At 64.2% G+C, this 18,027-nt stretch carries 14 protein-coding genes; 5 read left to right on the top strand and 9 right to left on the bottom strand.

The features are described 5' to 3' along the window. Positions 1–152: 152 nt before the first annotated feature. A complete protein-coding gene (locus ACQ4W4_RS16820) occupies positions 153–3,227 on the top strand; it encodes a response regulator (RefSeq protein ID WP_436542946.1) in 3,075 nt (1,024 codons plus the stop codon). Between the two features lie 67 nt (positions 3,228–3,294). Here ACQ4W4_RS16820 and ACQ4W4_RS16815 read toward each other — a convergent pair whose 3' ends face one another. From ACQ4W4_RS16815 to modA, 4 genes are read right to left on the bottom strand one after another with little or no spacing between them, the layout of a single operon-like run. Then, a complete protein-coding gene (locus ACQ4W4_RS16815) occupies positions 3,295–4,062 on the bottom strand; it encodes a TOBE domain-containing protein (protein ID WP_436543012.1) in 768 nt (255 codons plus the stop codon). Between the two features lie 40 nt (positions 4,063–4,102). Further along, positions 4,103–4,804, bottom strand: a complete 702-nt coding sequence (locus tag ACQ4W4_RS16810; protein WP_436543011.1) for a sulfate/molybdate ABC transporter ATP-binding protein — start codon at positions 4,802–4,804, stop codon at positions 4,103–4,105. Between the two features lie 16 nt (positions 4,805–4,820). Then, positions 4,821–5,492 (bottom strand): molybdate ABC transporter permease subunit, encoded by a 672-nt coding sequence (gene modB / locus ACQ4W4_RS16805; protein WP_436542945.1) that lies wholly within the window; start codon positions 5,490–5,492, stop codon positions 4,821–4,823. 16 nt (positions 5,493–5,508) lie between these two features. After that, positions 5,509–6,267: a molybdate ABC transporter substrate-binding protein gene (modA, locus tag ACQ4W4_RS16800; protein WP_436542944.1), complete on the bottom strand. Its 759-nt coding sequence runs from the start codon at positions 6,265–6,267 to the stop codon at positions 5,509–5,511. A gap of 141 nt (positions 6,268–6,408) precedes the next feature. Between modA and ACQ4W4_RS16795 the strand changes: the two genes are divergently transcribed. Beyond that, complete coding sequence (locus ACQ4W4_RS16795; protein WP_436542943.1) at positions 6,409–7,641, top strand: putative DNA modification/repair radical SAM protein; 1,233 nt, start codon at positions 6,409–6,411, stop codon at positions 7,639–7,641. Then, complete coding sequence (locus ACQ4W4_RS16790) at positions 7,638–9,062, top strand: UdgX family uracil-DNA binding protein (protein WP_436542942.1); 1,425 nt, start codon at positions 7,638–7,640, stop codon at positions 9,060–9,062. The genes ACQ4W4_RS16795 and ACQ4W4_RS16790 overlap by 4 nt, the downstream gene beginning before the upstream one ends. Positions 9,063–9,064: 2 nt before the next feature. On the opposite strand, the gene ACQ4W4_RS16785 is transcribed toward ACQ4W4_RS16790, so the two are convergent. Next, the gene (locus ACQ4W4_RS16785; protein ID WP_436542941.1) at positions 9,065–10,078 is read right to left on the bottom strand and encodes a bile acid:sodium symporter family protein; all 1,014 of its coding nucleotides are present in this window, start codon (positions 10,076–10,078) and stop codon (positions 9,065–9,067) included. 284 nt (positions 10,079–10,362) lie between these two features. Here ACQ4W4_RS16785 and ACQ4W4_RS16780 point away from each other — a divergent pair, with 284 nt between their 5' ends. After that, positions 10,363–10,806 (top strand): hypothetical protein, encoded by a 444-nt coding sequence (locus tag ACQ4W4_RS16780; RefSeq protein WP_436542940.1) that lies wholly within the window; start codon positions 10,363–10,365, stop codon positions 10,804–10,806. 66 nt (positions 10,807–10,872) lie between these two features. Here ACQ4W4_RS16780 and ACQ4W4_RS16775 read toward each other — a convergent pair whose 3' ends face one another. The 4 genes from ACQ4W4_RS16775 to ACQ4W4_RS16760 all read right to left on the bottom strand — a co-directional run bounded on the left by ACQ4W4_RS16775 (position 10,873) and on the right by ACQ4W4_RS16760 (position 14,818). Further along, complete coding sequence (locus ACQ4W4_RS16775) at positions 10,873–11,235, bottom strand: BON domain-containing protein (protein ID WP_034752546.1); 363 nt, start codon at positions 11,233–11,235, stop codon at positions 10,873–10,875. A gap of 267 nt (positions 11,236–11,502) precedes the next feature. Next, on the bottom strand, positions 11,503–12,870 hold the full coding sequence (locus ACQ4W4_RS16770; RefSeq protein WP_436542939.1) for a sigma 54-interacting transcriptional regulator: 1,368 nt from the start codon (positions 12,868–12,870) through the stop codon (positions 11,503–11,505). Further along, a complete protein-coding gene (locus ACQ4W4_RS16765; protein WP_436542938.1) occupies positions 12,867–13,409 on the bottom strand; it encodes a hypothetical protein in 543 nt (180 codons plus the stop codon). The genes ACQ4W4_RS16770 and ACQ4W4_RS16765 overlap by 4 nt, the downstream gene beginning before the upstream one ends. Then, positions 13,406–14,818, bottom strand: coding sequence for a HAMP domain-containing sensor histidine kinase (locus ACQ4W4_RS16760; protein WP_436542937.1), 1,413 nt, complete (start codon positions 14,816–14,818; stop codon positions 13,406–13,408). The genes ACQ4W4_RS16765 and ACQ4W4_RS16760 overlap by 4 nt, the downstream gene beginning before the upstream one ends. Before the next feature lie 283 nt (positions 14,819–15,101). Here ACQ4W4_RS16760 and ACQ4W4_RS16755 point away from each other — a divergent pair, with 283 nt between their 5' ends. Beyond that, on the top strand, positions 15,102–17,972 hold the full coding sequence (locus ACQ4W4_RS16755) for an insulinase family protein (RefSeq protein ID WP_436542936.1): 2,871 nt from the start codon (positions 15,102–15,104) through the stop codon (positions 17,970–17,972). Positions 17,973–18,027 lie beyond the last annotated feature (55 nt).

Below are 18,027 nucleotides of genomic sequence, written 5' to 3'. Positions count from 1 at the left end.
CACGTCCAGCCTTTAATTATATGGCAACATCGTCAAAAGCCCATGCGGAGAGGGCAATTTGCGTGGCGGCGCTTGCTAAGCTGGGGTATTGATAGGAAAATTCCTGACAGCATTATCTGCCGCCTGTGCCGCCCGGTACTGAAAAGGAAATCATGAAGCCTCTCGGCATCAAAGCAAAAGTCGCGCTGGCCACCAGCCTGACCTCGATCGCCATGATCGCGCTGGTCACCATGATCCAGGTGCAGCACATGCGCGCCGACTTCACCCGGGTACTGCTGAGTCAGCAGTCGTCGCTGATCACCCGCACCGCCGCCGAACTCGACGACAAGCTGGCCATGCTGCTGCAGATCGTCACCCTGACGGCCCGGCAGCAGCCGCCGGAACTGATCGCCCAGCCCGCCCAATTGCGCGACTACTATTCGCGCCGCTCGATGCTGGTGCTGTTCGACGACGTGCTGGTGCTCGACGCGCACGGCGCCGTCGTGGCCGACATGCCGGAAGTGGCGGGGCGCGCCGGCATCAACGTCGCCGAGCGCGAGTATTTCCAGACCGTGCTGCGCACGCGCCAGCCCATGATCACCGAGCCGATGCTGGGCAAATCGAGCGGCATGCCCATCGTGCAGATGGCCGCGCCCGTGCTGGCCGCCGATGGCCAGGTGGCCGGCGTGGTGATCGGCGTGCTGCGCCTGTACAAGGACAACCTGCTGGGACGCCTGCGCTCGGAAAAGATCGGCAAGAGCGGCTATTATTTCATCCTCACGCGCGGCGCCGTGCCGCGCTACGTGCTGCATCCCGATACCAGCCGCTTGCTGCAGCCGCGCCAGCCGAACGCCAACCTGACGACCACGCAGCTGCTGAAGATGGATGGCGAAGGCAGCATGGTCAGCACCAACAGCCGCGGCATCACGGCCGTCAACAGCTTCAAGCGCCTGAAATCGGTGAACTGGCTGCTGGCCGCCTCGCTGCCCCTCGACGACGCCTTCGAACCGTTCGACGGCGTGCTGTACCGTCTGGTGCTGTGGAGCATACTCGCCTCGCTGCTGGCCGCAGCCGTGCTGGGCTGGGTCACCGTGCGCCTGCTCTCGCCGCTGGTGCGCCTGCGCGACACCCTGCAGGCGCTGCGCACCAGCGGCAGCCGCTTCACGCCCGTACCGGTGCTGCAGCGCGACGAAATCGGCGAACTGACGGAAGCGTTCAACGGCCTGATGGGCGAACGCGACCGCCTGCAGCAGGAACTCGAAGCGCGCGCGGCGGAGCTGGAGCAGGAGCGCGACCGGGCCGAGGCGGCCAACCGCGCGAAGAGCGATTTCGTGGCCAACATGAGCCATGAAATCCGCACGCCCCTCAATGCCGTGCTGGGCATGGTGTATTTGCTGGGCAATACCAAGCTCGACACGGAACAGCGCAAATATCTGACCATGGTGCGCGTGGCGGGCCAGTCGCTGCTGGGCATCCTCAACGACGTGCTCGATTATTCGAAGATCGAGGCACGCCGCATGGAATTGTCGCCCGTCGAATTCGACCTCGACGAGGTCATGAACACGCTGGCCACGACGATGACCATGAATGCGGGCGAAAAGGAACTGGAACTGGCCATCGCCGTCGAGCCCGACGTGCCGCGCCGCCTCGTGGGCGACGCCCAGCGGCTGCAGCAAATTCTCGTCAACCTGGCCGGCAACGCCATCAAGTTCACCGAGAGCGGCGAAGTGGTGGTGGCCGTCAGCCTGGCCGAGAAAGACAACCGCCGCGCCTGGCTGCGCTTCGAAGTGCGCGACACGGGCATCGGCATGACGGAGTTGCAGCAACAGCAGTTGTTTGCCGCGTTTTCACAGGGCGACCAGAGCATCACGCGGCGCTTCGGCGGCACGGGCCTGGGCCTGGCCATCAGCAAACAGCTGATCCACATGATGGGCGGCGACATCGCCGTCGCCAGCAGCGAAGGCAAGGGCAGCCGCTTCTGGTTCAGCGTGCCCTTCGACATGCTGGCGCAGCCGGCCGAAACGCGGCGCACGCCCGCCCTGGGCCAGCTGCGCCTGCTGGTGGCCGACGACAACCGCACCACGCGCGAACTGATCGTCAAGCTGATCGAGGCGTGGGGCTGGCTGGCCGACGAAGTGGACTCCGGCTTTGCCGCCATCGAACTGTACCGCGAGCGCCTGGCGCAGCAGCAGCCCTACGACGTGGTGCTGGCCGACTGGCACATGCCCGTCATGGACGGCCTGGCCACGGCCAAGGCCATCCGCCAGGCGGCCAGCGGCCAGCGCCAGCCCATCGTGGTAATGGTCAACGCCTTCGCCCGCAACCACCTGGAAGAAATTTCCAGCGCGGCCGAGGCCGACGTCGTGCTGATGAAGCCGATCACGGGCTCGAGCCTGTTCGATGCCCTGCACCAGGCGCTGATTACCAAAAACGACGGCGGCGAGCAGCACATGCTGCAGCGGCCGCTGGGCACGGAACTGGCCGGCGTGCATTTCCTGCTGGTGGAAGACAATCATTTGAACCAGGCCGTGGCGCGCGGCATCCTCGAACACATGGGCGCCACGCTGGACGTGGTGGGTGACGGCTTGCAAGCGGTGGAACGGCTGCGCACGGAAGCGCTGCGCTACGATATCGTGCTGATGGACATGCAGATGCCCGTCATGGACGGTTTCAGCGCCACCCACATCATCCGCACGGAACTACGCTTGAGCCTGCCTGTGATCGCCATGACGGCCGGCGTGCTGGCGTCCGAGCGCGAGCGCTGCATGACGGCCGGCATCAGCGATTTCATCGCCAAGCCCGTGGTGGTGGAAGAGATGATGGAAGTCATCCTGCGCCACCTGCCCAGGCGCCCGCCGGTGCAGACGGCCGGACCGGTGCCCGTCGCCGATGAAGAAATTTTTTCCATGGCGCCGCTGATGCGCGTGATGGGGCGCGATGCGAAAGGGCGCGGCGTGCTGCGGCGCATGGTCGAAGACGCGCTGAACAAGGGCATGACGCCCATGCGCGACGCCGAAACGGCCTTGCAGGCAGGCCGCCACAGCGACGTGGCGCGCATCCTGCACAGCGTGCGCGGCTCCGTCGGCACCCTGGGCACGAAACGCCTGATCCGCACCGCGTTCGCCACCGAGGAAGCCATCGATGCGGGCCGTCTGGACGAAGTGCCGGCACTGCTGGCGCAGACGGCGCAGGAACTGGAACAGGCGCTGGCGGCGGCGGCCGATTGGTTGTCGCGGTTGAAGGATTAGGCCTGCAACGTAAAGCTGGGGTCAGACCCGCCGGGTCTGACCCCGGAACTTTGCTCAGCGTCGCCGTTTACGCCGGCACGCCCAGGATCACGCTGGACGCCTTGAAAATCGCCGTCACATTGCTGCCAGGCTCAATGCCCAGCTCGGTGCAGCTCTGGTTCGTGATGATGGCGGCGATGGTGCCGCCGCGCGGCAGGTCCAGCACCACTTCCGTGTTGACGGCGCCCGTCTGCACGCGCGTCACAAGCCCGGCCAGCTGGTTGCGTGCGGAAAAGCGCGCCCCTGCGCTGTCCGCCACGAGGATGATGGACGAGGCCTTGATCAGCGCAAACGCTTCCGCGCCCGGCACCAGGCCCAGGCTGGCGCTGCTGCCCTGCGTGACGATGGCCACGATGTGCTGGCCGCCCGGCAATTCCAGCGTGACTTCATCGTTGACGGCGCCCTGTTTCAGTTCGGCCACCTTGCCCAGGAATTGATTGCGCGCCGTGGTTTTCATGGCCATTCTCCGTATGAGTAAAAGATCGTCGGCGATGCCTTCGGCCTGGCTGCCCAACTGGCGCAGATAGCGCGCATGCTCGCGCTCGATGATGCGGAAATTGTCGACCAGCTGGCGTCCCCGTGGCGTCAGCCGCGTGCCGCCGCCGCCCTTGCCGCCCGTCAGGCGCTCGACCAGCGGTTCGCCGGCCAGGTTGTTCATCGCGTCGATGGCGTCCCAGGCCGCCTTGTAGCTCATCTTCACAAGCTTGGCCGCCTGCGTGATGGAGCCGCATTCGGCGATGGCGCCCAGCAATTCCACCCGGCCGGCACCGCCCAGGTGCTCGCCGCCCACCGTCATCCATACCGAGCCTTGCAGGCCGATTTCCGCTGCCGCTGATTTATCCAATGCGTTCACCCAATGCCATGTGTTCTTCCCTGTTATCGATCTGTCCGTCACGCAAGTACAGCACATGCTCGCCCAGGATGCGCGCATCTTCCGGATCGTGTGTGATCAGGATCATGGGCACGTCCAGGCGCTGCTGCCACTGGCTCAGTTCCAGCCGCATTTTGACACGCAGGGCCGGATCGAGAGCGGCAAACGGCTCGTCGAGCAGCAGCGCAGCCGGTTCGGCCACGAGCGCCCTCGCCAGCGCCACCCGCTGGCGCTGGCCTCCGGACAACTCGTCGGGATACTGGTGCGCCAGTTCCTGCAAGTGGAAGGCGTCGAGCCAATGCTCGATCTTCTGCAATTTTTCGCGCGCGCGCGGGTTGAACCAGCCGCGGCTCAGGCCAAAGCCCACGTTCTGGCGCACCGTCAGGTGCGGGAACAGCGCGTAATCCTGGAACAGGTAGGCGACATTGCGCTGCTGCGGCGGCAGGTTGATGCCGGCGGCCGCATCGAACAGAGTGCGGCCGTTCAAGCGGATATGGCCAGAGTCAGGCGTGAAGAGTCCGGCGATGGCTTTGAGGGTCATGCTCTTGCCGGCGCCGGACGGGCCATACATGGCGATGCGCTGGCTGCCGGAGGTGCATTGCACCTGCAGGTCGAAACGGCGTTTGCCGGAGCGCAAGGTGGCGCGGATGTCGAGGTCGAGTTGCATGGGCGTCATCATAGGCTCATTTGTGCGCGATGCGCCCGGGCGCCAGGCGGCCCGCCGACAACAGCACCACGATGCAGACGAGGGAGGTGATCAGCACCAGCGTGTTGGCGACGTCGTCCTGGCCCGCCTGCACGGCTTCATACACGGCCACCGACAGGGTCTGCGTCTTGCCGGGAATGCTGCCGGCCACCATCAGGGTGGCGCCGAACTCGCCCAGCGCGCGCACGAATCCCAGCAGCACGCCGGCCAGGATGCCACGCCACGCCAGCGGTAACGTGACGCGGAAAAAGATGGCCAGCTCCGGGATGCCCAGCACGCGGGCCGCCTGCTCCAGCTGGCCGTCGACGGCCTCGAAGGCGGCGCGCGCCGGCTTGAAGACGAGGGGAAAGGCGACCACGGTGGACGCGATCACGGCGCCCTGCCACGTAAAGATGAGGTTGATGCCGAAGTTGTCCTGCAGCCAGATGCCCAGGGTGCCGCGCCGGCCCAGCAGCACCAGCAGGTAATAGCCGAGCACGGTGGGCGGCATCACCATCGGCAGGGTCAGGAGGGCGTCGAGCAGCTCGCGCCCGGGAAAACGCGTGCGCGCCAGCAGATAGCCCGTGCCGATGCCGAGCAACAAATTGAGCGCCGTGGCCCATGCCGCCACTTTCAGCGACAGGGCCAGCGCGGTCCAGGCGATATCCATGTGCAGTCGTTTTACTTTATGGCTTTTTAAACCCGTACTTGGCCAGGATGGCTTGCGCCGGCGCCGTCTGCAGGTAGCTGACGAAGCGCTTCGCTTCGGCCGCATTGCCGCTGTCCTTGATGGTGGCGATCGGATACAGCACGGGCGCGTCCAATGGCACGTCCAGCACCACGTTGACCTTGTCTTTCATGATGGCCGCGTCGGTGGCGTAGACAAAACCCGCGTCGACTTCGCCGCGCGCCACGTAGTCGAGCGACTGGCGCACGTTCTGCGTGCCGATGGCTTTGGGTTGCACGGCTTCCCACAATTTCGCCTTCTTCAGCGCGCCTTCGGAGTAACGGCCGACGGGCACGCTGGCCGGGTTGGCGATGGCCACGCGGGTCACGCCCTTGTGCGTCAGGTCGCTCAGGCTCTTGATGCCCAGCTTGCTATCGTGCGGCACGATCAGCACCAGGCTGTTGCCGACAAAGTCCATGCGGTCGGCCGGCAAGACGAGGCCCTGCTTTTGCGCCGCATCCATGGTTTCCTGGTCGGCCGAGGCAAACACGTCCACGGGCGCGCCCTTGACGATCTGCTGCAGCAGCACGCCCGAGGCGGCAAAGTTCAGGGACACCTTGCTGCCCGGATACTGCGCCTCGTAGCTTTGCGCCGCATCCTTGAACGCGTTCGTCAGGCTGGCCGCGGCCGACACCACCACTTCGCCGGCAAGGGCGGAGGTGGCGGCGGTGGCCAGCAGGGCAGTGCCGAGGAGCTTGGCGAGGGAGGTGAGGCGCATGGTCGTATCCTTGTAAAGTGAACGGTGAACAAGGACCGTAATATACACTTATATATAGCGTTCTGCCATCGCGCAAGTCAAGACGGTGCAAGGTGTATTCCCTGATATACTGTATATAAACACAGTATATTGAGGTGAGCCATGGAATTGACGGACAAGCTGGAAATTCTGGCCGACGCGGCCAAGTACGATGCGTCCTGCGCCAGCAGCGGCGCGCCCAGGCGCGATTCCATCGGCAAGGACGGCTTTGGCGCCACCTCGGGCATGGGCATCTGCCACAGCTATACGCCGGATGGGCGCTGCGTCTCGCTGCTGAAAGTGCTGCTGACCAATTACTGCCTGTACGATTGCCAGTACTGCGTCAACCGCCGCAGCTCGAACGTGCCGCGCGCGCGGTTCACGGTGGCCGAAGTGGTCAAGCTGACGGCCGACTTTTACCTGCGCAATTACATCGACGGCCTGTTCCTCAGTTCCGGCATCATCCGGTCGGCTGACTACACGATGGAGCAGCTGGTGCAGGTGGCGCGCGAGTTGCGCGAAGTACACCAGTTCCGCGGCTACATTCACCTGAAAACCATCCCCGACGCCGATCCGGTCCTGGTCGCGCAGGCGGGCCGCTATGCCGACCGGCTCAGCGTCAACATCGAATTGCCGACGCAGGACAGCGTGCAGAAACTGGCGCCGGAAAAAAGCGTGCACACGATCAAGCTGGCCATGGGCGCCATCCGCCGCAAGCTCGATGAAAAGGCCGAAGAACCGCGCTCGCCGCGTTTCGCGCCGGCCGGGCAAAGCACGCAGATGATCGTCGGCGCCGACGCCAGCGACGACCAGCAGATCCTCGCCACGGCCGAGACCCTGTACGGCAGCTACAAGCTCAAGCGCGTGTACTACTCGGCCTTCAGCCCTATCCCCGACAGCCCGAAAAGCGTGCCGCTGGCGCCGCCGCCGATGCTGCGCGAACACCGGCTGTACCAGGCCGATTTCTTGCTGCGCAGCTATGGTTTCCAGGCCAGCGAACTGCTGCCCGCCAGCGGCGGCAACCTGGCGCTCGACATCGATCCGAAATTGGCCTGGGCGCTGGCGCACCGCGAACATTTTCCGCTGGACTTGAACCGCGCGGCGCAGCACATGATCGCGCGCGTGCCCGGCATCGGCCTGCGCAACGCGCAGCGCATCGTCGAGCTGCGCCAGCTGCGGCAGGTGCGCTACGCCGACCTGTCGCGCCTGCGCTGCAGCATGAAGAAAATCGCCCCCTTCATCATCACGGCCGATTACTTTCCCGCGCGCGACACCACGGCCTCGGAACACTTGCGCCGCGCCATGGCCGATGCGCCGCAGCAGATGCCTCTGTGGCCGGAACTGCAGGCCGCATGAAAGCTGTCAATGAGCGCGTGGTGCGGCTGGCGCAATCGTTCGACGAATGGCGCGCGGCGGCACGCGAATTGATCGCGCTCAAGGTGCCGCCTGCCGACGTGGCCTGGCAATCGCAGCCAGGCGAGGGCGACCTGTTTTCCTCTACGCCGGATGCGACGGATACCAGCGCGCCGCCGCTGCGCCTGCCCCGTGCCCTGGTGGAATTGCTGCAGGCCGCCGCCTGTTTCAACGTGCATGACCGCTGGGCGTTGTTATATCAGGTGCTCTGGCGCTGGCAGCAGGGCCAGCACGACGTGCTCTCGCCGGCCGACGCCGATGGTGCGCGCCTGCACGCCATGGTCAAGGCCGTGCATCGCGAAGAGCACGACATGCATGCGTACGTGCGCTTTCGCGAGCGGGCGGAAAGCGAGGGCGCTCCCCGCTTCGTCGCCTGGTTCGAACCGACGCACGAGGTGCTGCCGCAGGTGGCGCGCCACTTCGCGCGCCGCATGGGATCGACCAGCTGGATGATCGCCACGCCGGCGGCCAGCATGCTGTGGGATGGCGCCACCTTGCACGCGGGACCGGCCCTGCTGCGTGGCGCGGCCGACATCGACGATGCGGGCGAAGCCCTGTGGCTGACCTACTACCGCAGCATCTTCAATCCCGCGCGCGTGAATGCCGATTTGCTGCACAGCCATATCCCCTCGCGCTTCTGGAAAAACCTGCCGGAAGGCGCCATCGTGCCCGCCATGCTGAGCGGCGCGGCCAACGGCGAGCGGCGCACGGGCCAGACGGCCAGCGTGGGACAGCGGCAGGGCGCCGCCATGATCCCGATCAGCGCAGAGCGGGCCCAGCCCGCTCGCGACGTCCCCACGACGCTGGACCGGTGCCGCCGCTGCGCACTATGGCAGCATGCCACGCAAGCCGTGCCCGGCACAGGCCCGCACACCGCCCGCATCATGCTGGTGGGCGAGCAGCCGGGCGACCAGGAAGACCTGGCCGGGCTGCCCTTCGTCGGCCCGGCCGGTGCGCTGCTGAACAGGGCCATGGAAGAAGCGGGCCTGGCGCGCGACAGCCTCTATCTGACCAACGCCGTCAAGCATTTCAAGTGGGAACCGCGCGGCAAGCGCCGCCTGCACAAGACCCCGGCCCAGCGCGAGATCCTCGCCTGCCATGGCTGGCTGGAAGAAGAGATCGAGCGGGTCCAACCGCAGGTGATCGTGGCGCTGGGCAGCACTGCATTCAAATCCGTACTGCAGGATGGCGCGGCCAGCATGACGCCGCTGCTCGGCACGCCGATCCAGCACGACGGGCGCTGGGTGATTACCGTGTATCACCCGGCGTATGTGCTGCGCGCGCCCGATGAGATGAGCCGGCGGCAGGCGTATCGGGTGATCGTCGAGGGCTTGCGGCAGGCGTTGACGCTATTGCGAGACTAGCATTATCGCGTCGTCGCCGGCACTTCCTGCGCCTCATCGCGCCGCGCATAGCGTTGCGCGATCACGGCGCAGATCATCAATTGAATCTGGTGGAACAGCATCAGCGGCAAAATCACCATGCCCAGCGAGTGCGTGGCAAACAGTACCTTGGCCATCGGTACGCCGCTGGCCAGGCTTTTCTTCGAGCCACAGAAGACGATGGCGATTTCATCTTCCTTGCTAAAGCCCAGACGGCGGCTGATGAACGTCATCAGACCCAGGACCAGCGCCAGCAGCAAGATACTGAACAGGCCCAGCGCCACCAGGGTTTCCACCGAAATCGTGTGCCACAGGCCTTCGCTGACGGCTTCGCTGAAGGCCGTGTAGACCACCAGCAAAATGGACCCCTGGTCGACGAATTTCAGCATGGCCTTGTGGCGGTCGACCCAGCGGCCGATCCAGCGGCGCAGGAACTGGCCGGCCAGGAAGGGCAGCAGCAGCTGCATGACGATGGACAGCACGGCGTCGACCGACGACTTGCTTTCCGCACCCTTGGCCACCAGCAAGCCGACGAGAATCGGCGCGAGGAAGATGCCGATGAAGTTCGAGGCCGAGGCACTGCAGATGGCGGCCGGCACGTTGCCGCGCGCCATGGCCGTCAAGGCGATCGACGATTGCACGGTCGATGGCAAGGCGCACAGGAACAAGATGCCCACGTACAGCTCGGGCGTGAGAAAGGTCAGCGCCAGCGGACGCAGGGCCAGGCCCAGCAGGGGGAACAAAATAAACGTGCTGGCCAGCACCAGCAAATGCAGGCGCCAGTGCATGACACCGGCCACCACGGCTTCGCGCGACAGCTTGGCGCCGTGCAGGAAAAACAGGGCGCCGATGGCAACGGTGGTGATATGGCCGAAGACTACGGCCGTCTGGCCCGTGCAGGGCAGGAAGCTGGCCAGCGCCACGGTGACGAGCAGGGCGATGGTGAAGTTGTCGGGTTTTAGATTGCGCAGCAGGGCGGCGGGAGAAAAAGAAGACATGCGGTAGCCTGGTAGCGGCCCAGCCTTGCAACACTGCGCCATGGATGACAAAAAGCGCCGGAAACGGCGCCAGTGCTGGCTATTCTACAGTTGAACTCGATTCATCAACGCTAAAAATCATACAGTGAGAATGAACGAGGCTTTACTGCTCGCATTATTCGCGCTTCAAGGAATTCATCTAAAAAGAAACAAAATTTCCATAATTAAAATATTTTTATAGATAAATAAACAATGCCAATTTACACTAGTTTGTTCTAAAAATTATAACTACATCTAGGGTCAATATGCATAAGCTATCTCTTGTTTTAGCCTCACTGGCGTTAACTGGCTGCGCATCCGTCGCGGGTGAAAAATTTCAGCCTGTATCCATTCAGACCATTCATGAGAGCAAGGAAGTGTCCGGTATTGGCTGCAATCTCAGCAACGATGCAGGAAACTGGTTCGTTGTCAGCCCTGGCAGCGTAATGGTGCATAAGAGCACTGGCGACATGATCGTCGACTGCAAGAAAGGCAATCTGTCTGGAAGTTCGACCTTGGTATCGAAGTCGAATGGTGCCGTATGGGGCAATATTCTACTGGGCGGCGGCATCGGCTACATTGTTGACCGGAATACAGGAGCGGGATTTGATTATCCCAATACGACAACAATCCAGATGCGGGACATCGCCACAGCGCCGGTGACACTGCCGCCTCCGCAAGCAGCTGTCGAAACAGTCAAAACTAACTGAATTAGGCAAAAAAAATGCCCTGTCCGCAGACAGGGCAACCCGGAGTAAAGTACAGCGCGAGGGCGATTAGCCGGCGGCTTTGACTTTCAGCTCGTTCTTGATTTCTTTCACGCCGCTCACGGAAGCGACGATCTGTACGACGCGGTCACCCGCTTCGGCGCTCGGCACGTCGCCCGACAGGACGACGACACCTTGCTGGGTTGCCACCTTGACTGGCAGGGCAGCGGCTTGCGCATCGGCGCTCAGGGCGGCCTTGGCCGAGGAAGTGATGGTTTCATCAGGGACGGCAGCGGCAGCGTTGGCGGCCACGACGGTGTCAGCAGGAGCTTGTGCTTTTGGGGCGGAGTCAGCTGCATGCGAAGCGGTGATCGAGGCGCCCGACAGTACGATAGCGGCGACCAGGGTATTGAACAGTTTCGATGTTTGCATGGTAGTTCCTCTCAATGAAGTTAAAAGCTTCTTACTTGGATAAAGCAACACTTTGAAGCGTCACATCTACCCATACAGCAAGCACCGTGCCAGCTTTTAAATTTCATTCAAAATCAACGACTTAGCTTTAGTATGGATTTTTCCTGCCCGTTTCGCGGCGTTCCGGGCCGAAAATCCGGGCTTTTTGTCGCCTGCCAGCGACAGCCTGTGGCAACAATATCAATGTTTTACAATAAGTCGTTGATTATTAATACTTTATTTTTGTCGCTAATCAGCGACAGGGTCGCCGTCGGCCCGGAACAGGGCCGGCGTCAGCTCGTATTTCTGCAATAAGCGGTAGAACTCCGTGCGGTTGCGGTCGGCCAGACGGGCCGCATCGGCCACGTTGCCGTCTGTCAAGCGCAGCAATTGAATCAGGTAGTCGCGCTCGAAGCGCTGCTTCGCTTCGTTATAGCTGAGCGCTTCCAGCGATGGCACGCGCAGGGCGCGCTGCACCAGGGACAAGGGCACCAGCGGCGCCGTCGCCAGCGCGCACACTTGCTCGACGACATTGACCAGCTGGCGCACATTGCCGGGCCATGGCGCGGCCACCAGCGCCGTGAGGGCGTCGGGCGCGAAGCCGTTCAACGGTTTCTGGTACTTGGCCGCCAGTTTCTGCAGGAAATGGTTCGCCAGCAGAGAAATGTCTTCGCGGCGCTCGGCCAGCGGCGGCAAGGTCAAGGTCACGACATTGAGGCGGTAATACAGGTCTTCGCGGAACTGCCCCTCCGTCATCGCCACGTCCAGATCGCGGTGCGTGGCCGACAGCAGCCGCACGTCCACCGGACGCGTCTGGTCGGCGCCGACGGGACGCACGGCCCGCTCCTGCAGCACGCGCAGCAATTTGACCTGCAGCGGCAGGGGCATGTCGCCGATCTCATCCAAAAACAGGGTGCCGCCATCGGCCGCCTGGAACAAGCCTTCGCGGTTGCCGACGGCGCCCGTAAACGAGCCTTTTACGTGGCCGAACAGTTCCGATTCCAGCAATTGCTCGGGAATGGCGCCGCAGTTGACGGCGATGAATGGCGCCTTGGCGCGGCGGCTGGCGTTGTGCAGCGCGCGCGCCAGCAATTCCTTGCCCGTGCCGGAAGGTCCACGGATCAGGATGCTGGCGTCGGAACCCGCCACCAGCTTGGCTTCGGCCAGCAGCTCGGCCATCTGCGAACTACGGCTGATCAGCTCGGCGCGCCAGCTCTCGTCGCCGGACGCGGGCGCCGGCATGACGGTGGACAAGTTGATCGCATACGCCACCTTTTCCATCAAGAGCTTGCCGTCGAACGGTTTCGTCAGGTAGGCAAACGCGCCGCGCGCCGTCGCGTCGACGGCGTCGGGGATGGTGCCGTGGGCCGTCAGCAAAATGACGGGCAGGGCCGCATGCTGGCGGCGAATTTCATCGAACAGGGCCAGGCCGTCGCGGCCTGGCAATTGCACGTCGGTAATGACCAGGGCCGGCAATTCCACGGCCAGGCGCGCCAGCGCCGCTTCCGCGCTGCCCACGGCCGTCACGCGGTAATTGCCCGCCTTCAGGCGGATGGTCAGCAGACGCAGCAGGTCGGGGTCGTCGTCGACCAGCAGGATGTGGGCGTGCTCGCTCATTTCGGCGCTCCAGCGGCGGGGCGCACGGACAGGCTGCGCTCGATGTTTTTCAGCGCCTCCAGTTTTTCATTGAGCAAGTCGTTGCGGCGCTGGGCGTCGCGCAGCTGCGTGTTGAGCTTGTCGATGCTCTCGTCCTGGCGGCGCAGCTCCGCATACTGGCTGCTGAGCAATTGCGCCAGCGGCGCCAGCAGTTGCGCATCCTTGCCCGTGGCCGTCAGCAAGGGTTCCAGCAAGGCTTGCGCACGGGCCAGGTCGCCGGGGGCGCGCACGGTCGCCTGCAGCATGGCGCGGCGTAGCGTGTTGTGCGGCGCATGATCGGCTTTCGCCAGGTCCAGCTGCGCTTTCGCCAGTTCCGACGGCGTCATCAGGCGCAAGGCGCTTTGATACGCGAGCAGTTCGGTCAGCTGGGGATCGGCCACGACCACCACGCGCGGCGGCGTCTGCACCAGCACGGGCGTCTGGAGGGGCGGCTTGGCGGCGCAAGCGCCCAACAGCAGCGCGCAGGCGGCCATGGCGGCCAGGGAAGTTCTCGTCATCATAAGGGCAGTTCTATCCGAAAATGCGCGCCGGCGGGGCGCGGTAAAAGAGTGACGCTGCCATCGTGGGCGGCGATATATTCGCGCACGATGGACAGGCCGATGCCATTGCCGTTGCGCGCGCCCACCGCCTGGCGCACTCCCTGGTAAAACGGTTCAAAAATACGCGCGGCGTCCTCGGGCGCCACGCCGGCGCCTTCGTCGATGCAGTCGATGCGCACGCGGCCGCCTTCACAGGACAAGGCAAAGCGCACGGTGCCGCCTTCCGGGCTGAAGCGCACGGCATTCGACAGCAGGTTCGCCAGCGCCGTCGCCAGCTTGTCGCGGTCGGCCTGCACGATCAGGGATGCGCCCTGCACCTCGACCGTCAAGCGGCGCGCCAGCCATTGCAGGCGCTGCGCGGCCACCACATCTTGCAGCAAGACCAGCAAGTCGACCTTGCTGTGCGCCAGATGCTGGGCGTCAAAAGCGGCGGTATTGTAGCGCAGCAAGTCTTCGATCTGGGTTTGCAGCGAGGCCGTGTTTTGCTGCAGGATGCCGGCGATTTCGCGCTGGCTATCGCTGAGCTTGCCGGCCACCTCGTCTTCCAGCAAGGCCACGCCTTCGCGCAGGGCCGCCAGCGGGGTTTTCAGCTCGTGCGAGATGTGGCGCAGGAAGCGTTCCTTGTCGGCATCGAGGTCCGCCAGGCGCTGGCGCAGCCAGTCGAGCTGCTGGCCCAGGCGGCGCGTGTCGGCCGGGCCGCCGACGACGATGGGCTGGTCGTAGCGCTTCTCGCCCAGGCGCTCAATGGCCGTCTCGATGCGGCGCAGCGGACGCGACAATAGAAAACCGAAGCAGGTGGCCAGCACGGCCGCCAGCAGCACGGCGCCGCCCACCAGCATGCCCAGCACGCGGCGCTGGCGTTCCAGCTCGGCCAGCAGGGCATCGTTGCGGCTGCCGATTTCCGTCTTGCTTTCGCGCGCCAGGCTGTCATTGATCTGCGTCATGCGGGCAAACGCGCGGTACACGACGGCGTGGCCATCGCGCTTGCGGCGTTTTCCGGCCTGCAAGACTTCCCACGCCGATTGCGCCTGCGCCGTCCACTCGTCGGCCAGTTGCGAGGCGAACTCGGGCGTGGCGCGGTTCAGCACTTGCAGCGCCGCCGTCGCTTCGTCGCGCGCCGCCGCGTAGCGCTCACGGAACACGGGGTCGTCGAGTACGAGAAACTGGCGCGCGCTGCGCTCCATGGCCAGGGTGCGCTCGGACAGGCGCTGCGACTGTTCCGTCAGGGCAATCGCCTGCGCCGCCGTCTCGCGCCCCAGGCGCGCCAGGTGTTCCAGGGTCAGCAGGGCTTGCACGGAGGTGGCCGTCAAAATGCCCGTCGTCAAAATGAAGGCGGCAAATAACAGTTGGCGAAAGGAAAGTCGGGACAAGATGGGCGCCTTCGGTTCAGTCTGGAGTGCAAAAGGCGCATGGTACGCTAAGCGTTCATTCGGAGACGCCACCCAGCTTGCAATGATCAATTTTGCAACACTGTCGCTTTTCCGGCGGCCGGCAAGGCCCCGGCGGCGGCGCACGAATACTCCTAGTACAATAGGGAAAAGCTTCATACAGGCATCAAACTGGCACCCGCCCTGGCATTGCGCCAGTTTGCCCCCATATGTGATGCAGCCCCACCGACACTCCGAATCACCTACCGCAGAGATCCCATACCGCATGAGCACATTTGAAAAAGTCAGCAGCAACTTCATTCCAGTCTTGCAGGCAACCATCGAGCAATATGTCGAGCCAGCAACGGGCATGCGCCATATCCACATGCATACCGAGCAGGCTGAGATGGTGTTCCTGGTGGCCTTTCCCACTGTGCCGGAAGTAAGCGACGGACGCGCCCACATCCTCGAACACCTGGCCTTGTGCGGCTCATCGCGCTACCCGGTGCGCGACCCCTTCTTCTCGATGCTGCGCCGCTCGACGGCCACCTTCATGAATGCGATGACCTATGCGGACCGCACCGTGTATCCGTTCGCCAGCACCGACCGCAAGGATTTCTTCAACCTGCTCGACGTCTACCTGGACGCCGCCTTCTTCCCCAACCTCGATTACCTGAACTTCCGTCAGGAAGGCTGGCGCCATGCGTTCGAAGGCGACAAGCTCGTGTACCAGGGCATCGTCTTCAATGAAATGAAGGGCGCCTTCAACAGCCCCATGCGCGCGCTCGACAGCGGCATCGCCAGCGCCTTGCTCAAGGGCACGACGTATGAAGTGGAATCGGGCGGCGATCCGCTGAATATCCCCGAGCTGACGCATGACATGCTGAAAGAATTCCACGCCAGCCACTACCATCCTTCGCAAGCCGTGATCATGACCGCCGGCAATATCGAAGCATCGGCCGTGCAGGAACAGGTCGCCGAACGCGTGTTGTCCAAGCTCAGCGGCTTCAGCCCGCGCCGCCTGCCGCAGCTGGCGCCCGCGTGGACGGCGCCGCAGGAAAATATCGTCAAGATTCCTTCGCAGGAAGCGCGCGACGATGAATTCGGCCTGCAATTCGCCTGGCTGATGGGCGAGTCGAGCGACCCCATCGCCTACTACCACGCGCACCTGCTGTCGCACGGCTTGCTCGGTGAATCGTCGGCGCCCGTCATGCGCGCCATGGAATCGGCCGGCTATGGACGCCCATCGGACATGAATGGCCGCGATGCGGGCATCCGCCAGATGGTGTTCCACATCGGCATGGAAGGTTTAACCAAAGAACAGATCGCCGACGCGCACCAGCGCATCTGGACGGCGCTGGAAGAGACGGCGCAAGAGGGCATCCCCGCCGCCGTGCTGCACGCGGCCTTGCGCGACATCAAATACAGCCAGCGCGAAATCAGCAGCGGCCGCATGCCGTACGGCCTGGGCCGTTTGCTGCACGCCCTGCCGCTGGCCATGTATGACGGCAACGTGATGGATGCCTTCGACAATGCGGCCATCCTGGAAACCCTGGAACAGCAGATCGAAGATCCGGAATTCTTCAAGCAGCTGGTGCGCGAACTGATCGCCAATCCGACCCGTTTGACGACGCACGTGGTGCCCGACAGCGCCTACTTCACGGACCGCGCCGCCCAGGAAGACGCCAGGCTGGCGGCCCTGCAAGCGCAGCTGACGGACGCCGAGCGCGAGCACATCGTGGCCGAGTCCGCCGCGCTGGAAGCGCATCAGCAATTGCCGTCGAATTCGGAAGTCTTGCCGCGCATCCGCCCCGGCGACGTCAGCGCCGCGCCGCGCCCGGCCCTGCCGATTCCACCCGCCGTCGACGGCGCCGTGGCCTTCAGCATTGCCTCGAACGGCATCAGCTATGCCAACGTGCTGTACGACGTGTCGGGCTTGCCGGAAGCGTCGTGGCCATGGCTGCGCCTGTACACGGACCTGGCGCCGGAACTGGGCGTGGGCGACATGTCGTTCGACGACGCCAGCGCCTGGCGCCAGAGCATGGTGCCGTCGTTCCACATCGGCCTGGAAGCCATTCCCCGCCCACAACAGGCGATGCGCGTGGAATTGTCGTTCTCGGCCAGCGGCTTGCGCGAAGAACACGCGGCGATCGCCGCCGTGCTGTCGGCCTGGATCGCCAAGCCACGCTTCGATGAAGAAGAGCGCTTGGCTTTCCTGATCGAAAGCCTGGTACAGGACAAATTGAGCAGCCTGGCCGAATCGGGCAACCGCTACGCCATGCTCGCGTCGGCGGCGCCGCTGTCGCCGACGCGCCGCTTCGACGACATCGTCGGCGGCCCGGCGGCCTTGCCGTTCTACCGCCGTCTGCAGCAGCTGAGCAAGACGTCCGAGGGCTTGCAGGAAATCGCGCGCGAGCTCGACACCCTGCACGCGCACATCATCGCCCAGCAGCCAACCGTGCTGTGCGCCGGCCTGGAGCAGGACGGCATCGCCCTGGCCCGCTTGCTGGAATTGCCGGCCGCCAGCACGGATGCCGCCGCAGCGACGGAAACGCCAGCACCGGCAGCTTTGCCGCTGGCCAACACGGCCCTGCATGCGACGAGCCAGATCAACCATTGCTTCGTTTCCTGGGCCGTGCCTGGCGTACACAATCCGGACGCTTCCGCCCTGGCCGTCGCCGCCGAGCTGATGACCAACCAGGTGCTGCATACGGCCCTGCGCGAAAAAGGCGGCGCCTATGGCGGCAGCGCCAGCTATGCGGCCGGCGCCGGCACGTTTACGCTCAGTTCCTACCGCGATCCGCGCCTGGCCGGCACGTACGCCGACTTCGGCACGACGCTCGATCAAATCCTCGACGGCGATTTCTCGCAGGAGCAGGTGGAAGAGGCAATCATCTGCGTCATCAAGGGCCTCGACAAGCCGCACTCGCCGTATGCGGAAGCGCTGACGGCGTGGAACATGCAGCAGCGCGGCACGACGGAAGCCGTGCGCCAGCAATTCCGTACCGGCGTGCTGAACTGCACCCTGGCGCAGATCAAGGACGTCACGCGCACCTGGCTGAAAAACGGTCAGCAGAGCCGCGCCGCGTTCGCGGGCAACACGACGCAAGACCTGGCCGGGCTGGACGTGGTCGATTTGCTGGCACTGGCCAGCTAAAGCTTAGGTTTAACAGTCGGGTAGGTCGGATTAGCGTGGCGAAGCCGCGCGTAAT

It is taken from the genome of Janthinobacterium glycogeni (genome assembly GCF_051380725.1).
GTDB lineage: Bacteria > Pseudomonadota > Gammaproteobacteria > Burkholderiales > Burkholderiaceae_D > Janthinobacterium.
The sequence above is the reverse complement of the archived record's forward strand: the minus strand, read 5'-3'. Positions and strand labels throughout refer to the sequence as shown.

Excerpts from the sequence above, each read along its gene's own strand:
- modA (WP_436542944.1), bottom strand. The coding sequence starts at position 6,267 with ATGCGCCTCACCTCCCTCGCCAAGCTCCTCGGCACTGCCCTGCTGGCC.
- ACQ4W4_RS16780 (WP_436542940.1), top strand. The coding sequence starts at position 10,363 with ATGCATAAGCTATCTCTTGTTTTAGCCTCACTGGCGTTAACTGGCTGC.
- ACQ4W4_RS16755 (WP_436542936.1), top strand. The coding sequence starts at position 15,102 with ATGAGCACATTTGAAAAAGTCAGCAGCAACTTCATTCCAGTCTTGCAG.
- ACQ4W4_RS16785 (WP_436542941.1), bottom strand. The coding sequence starts at position 10,078 with ATGTCTTCTTTTTCTCCCGCCGCCCTGCTGCGCAATCTAAAACCCGAC.
- ACQ4W4_RS16815 (WP_436543012.1), bottom strand. The coding sequence starts at position 4,062 with ATGACGGTGGGCGGCGAGCACCTGGGCGGTGCCGGCCGGGTGGAATTG.
- ACQ4W4_RS16820 (WP_436542946.1), top strand. The coding sequence starts at position 153 with ATGAAGCCTCTCGGCATCAAAGCAAAAGTCGCGCTGGCCACCAGCCTG.
- ACQ4W4_RS16810 (WP_436543011.1), bottom strand. The coding sequence starts at position 4,804 with ATGCAACTCGACCTCGACATCCGCGCCACCTTGCGCTCCGGCAAACGC.
- modB (WP_436542945.1), bottom strand. The coding sequence starts at position 5,492 with ATGGATATCGCCTGGACCGCGCTGGCCCTGTCGCTGAAAGTGGCGGCA.
- ACQ4W4_RS16770 (WP_436542939.1), bottom strand. The coding sequence starts at position 12,870 with ATGAGCGAGCACGCCCACATCCTGCTGGTCGACGACGACCCCGACCTG.
- ACQ4W4_RS16790 (WP_436542942.1), top strand. The coding sequence starts at position 7,638 with ATGAAAGCTGTCAATGAGCGCGTGGTGCGGCTGGCGCAATCGTTCGAC.
- ACQ4W4_RS16795 (WP_436542943.1), top strand. The coding sequence starts at position 6,409 with ATGGAATTGACGGACAAGCTGGAAATTCTGGCCGACGCGGCCAAGTAC.
- ACQ4W4_RS16765 (WP_436542938.1), bottom strand. The coding sequence starts at position 13,409 with ATGATGACGAGAACTTCCCTGGCCGCCATGGCCGCCTGCGCGCTGCTG.
- ACQ4W4_RS16775 (WP_034752546.1), bottom strand. The coding sequence starts at position 11,235 with ATGCAAACATCGAAACTGTTCAATACCCTGGTCGCCGCTATCGTACTG.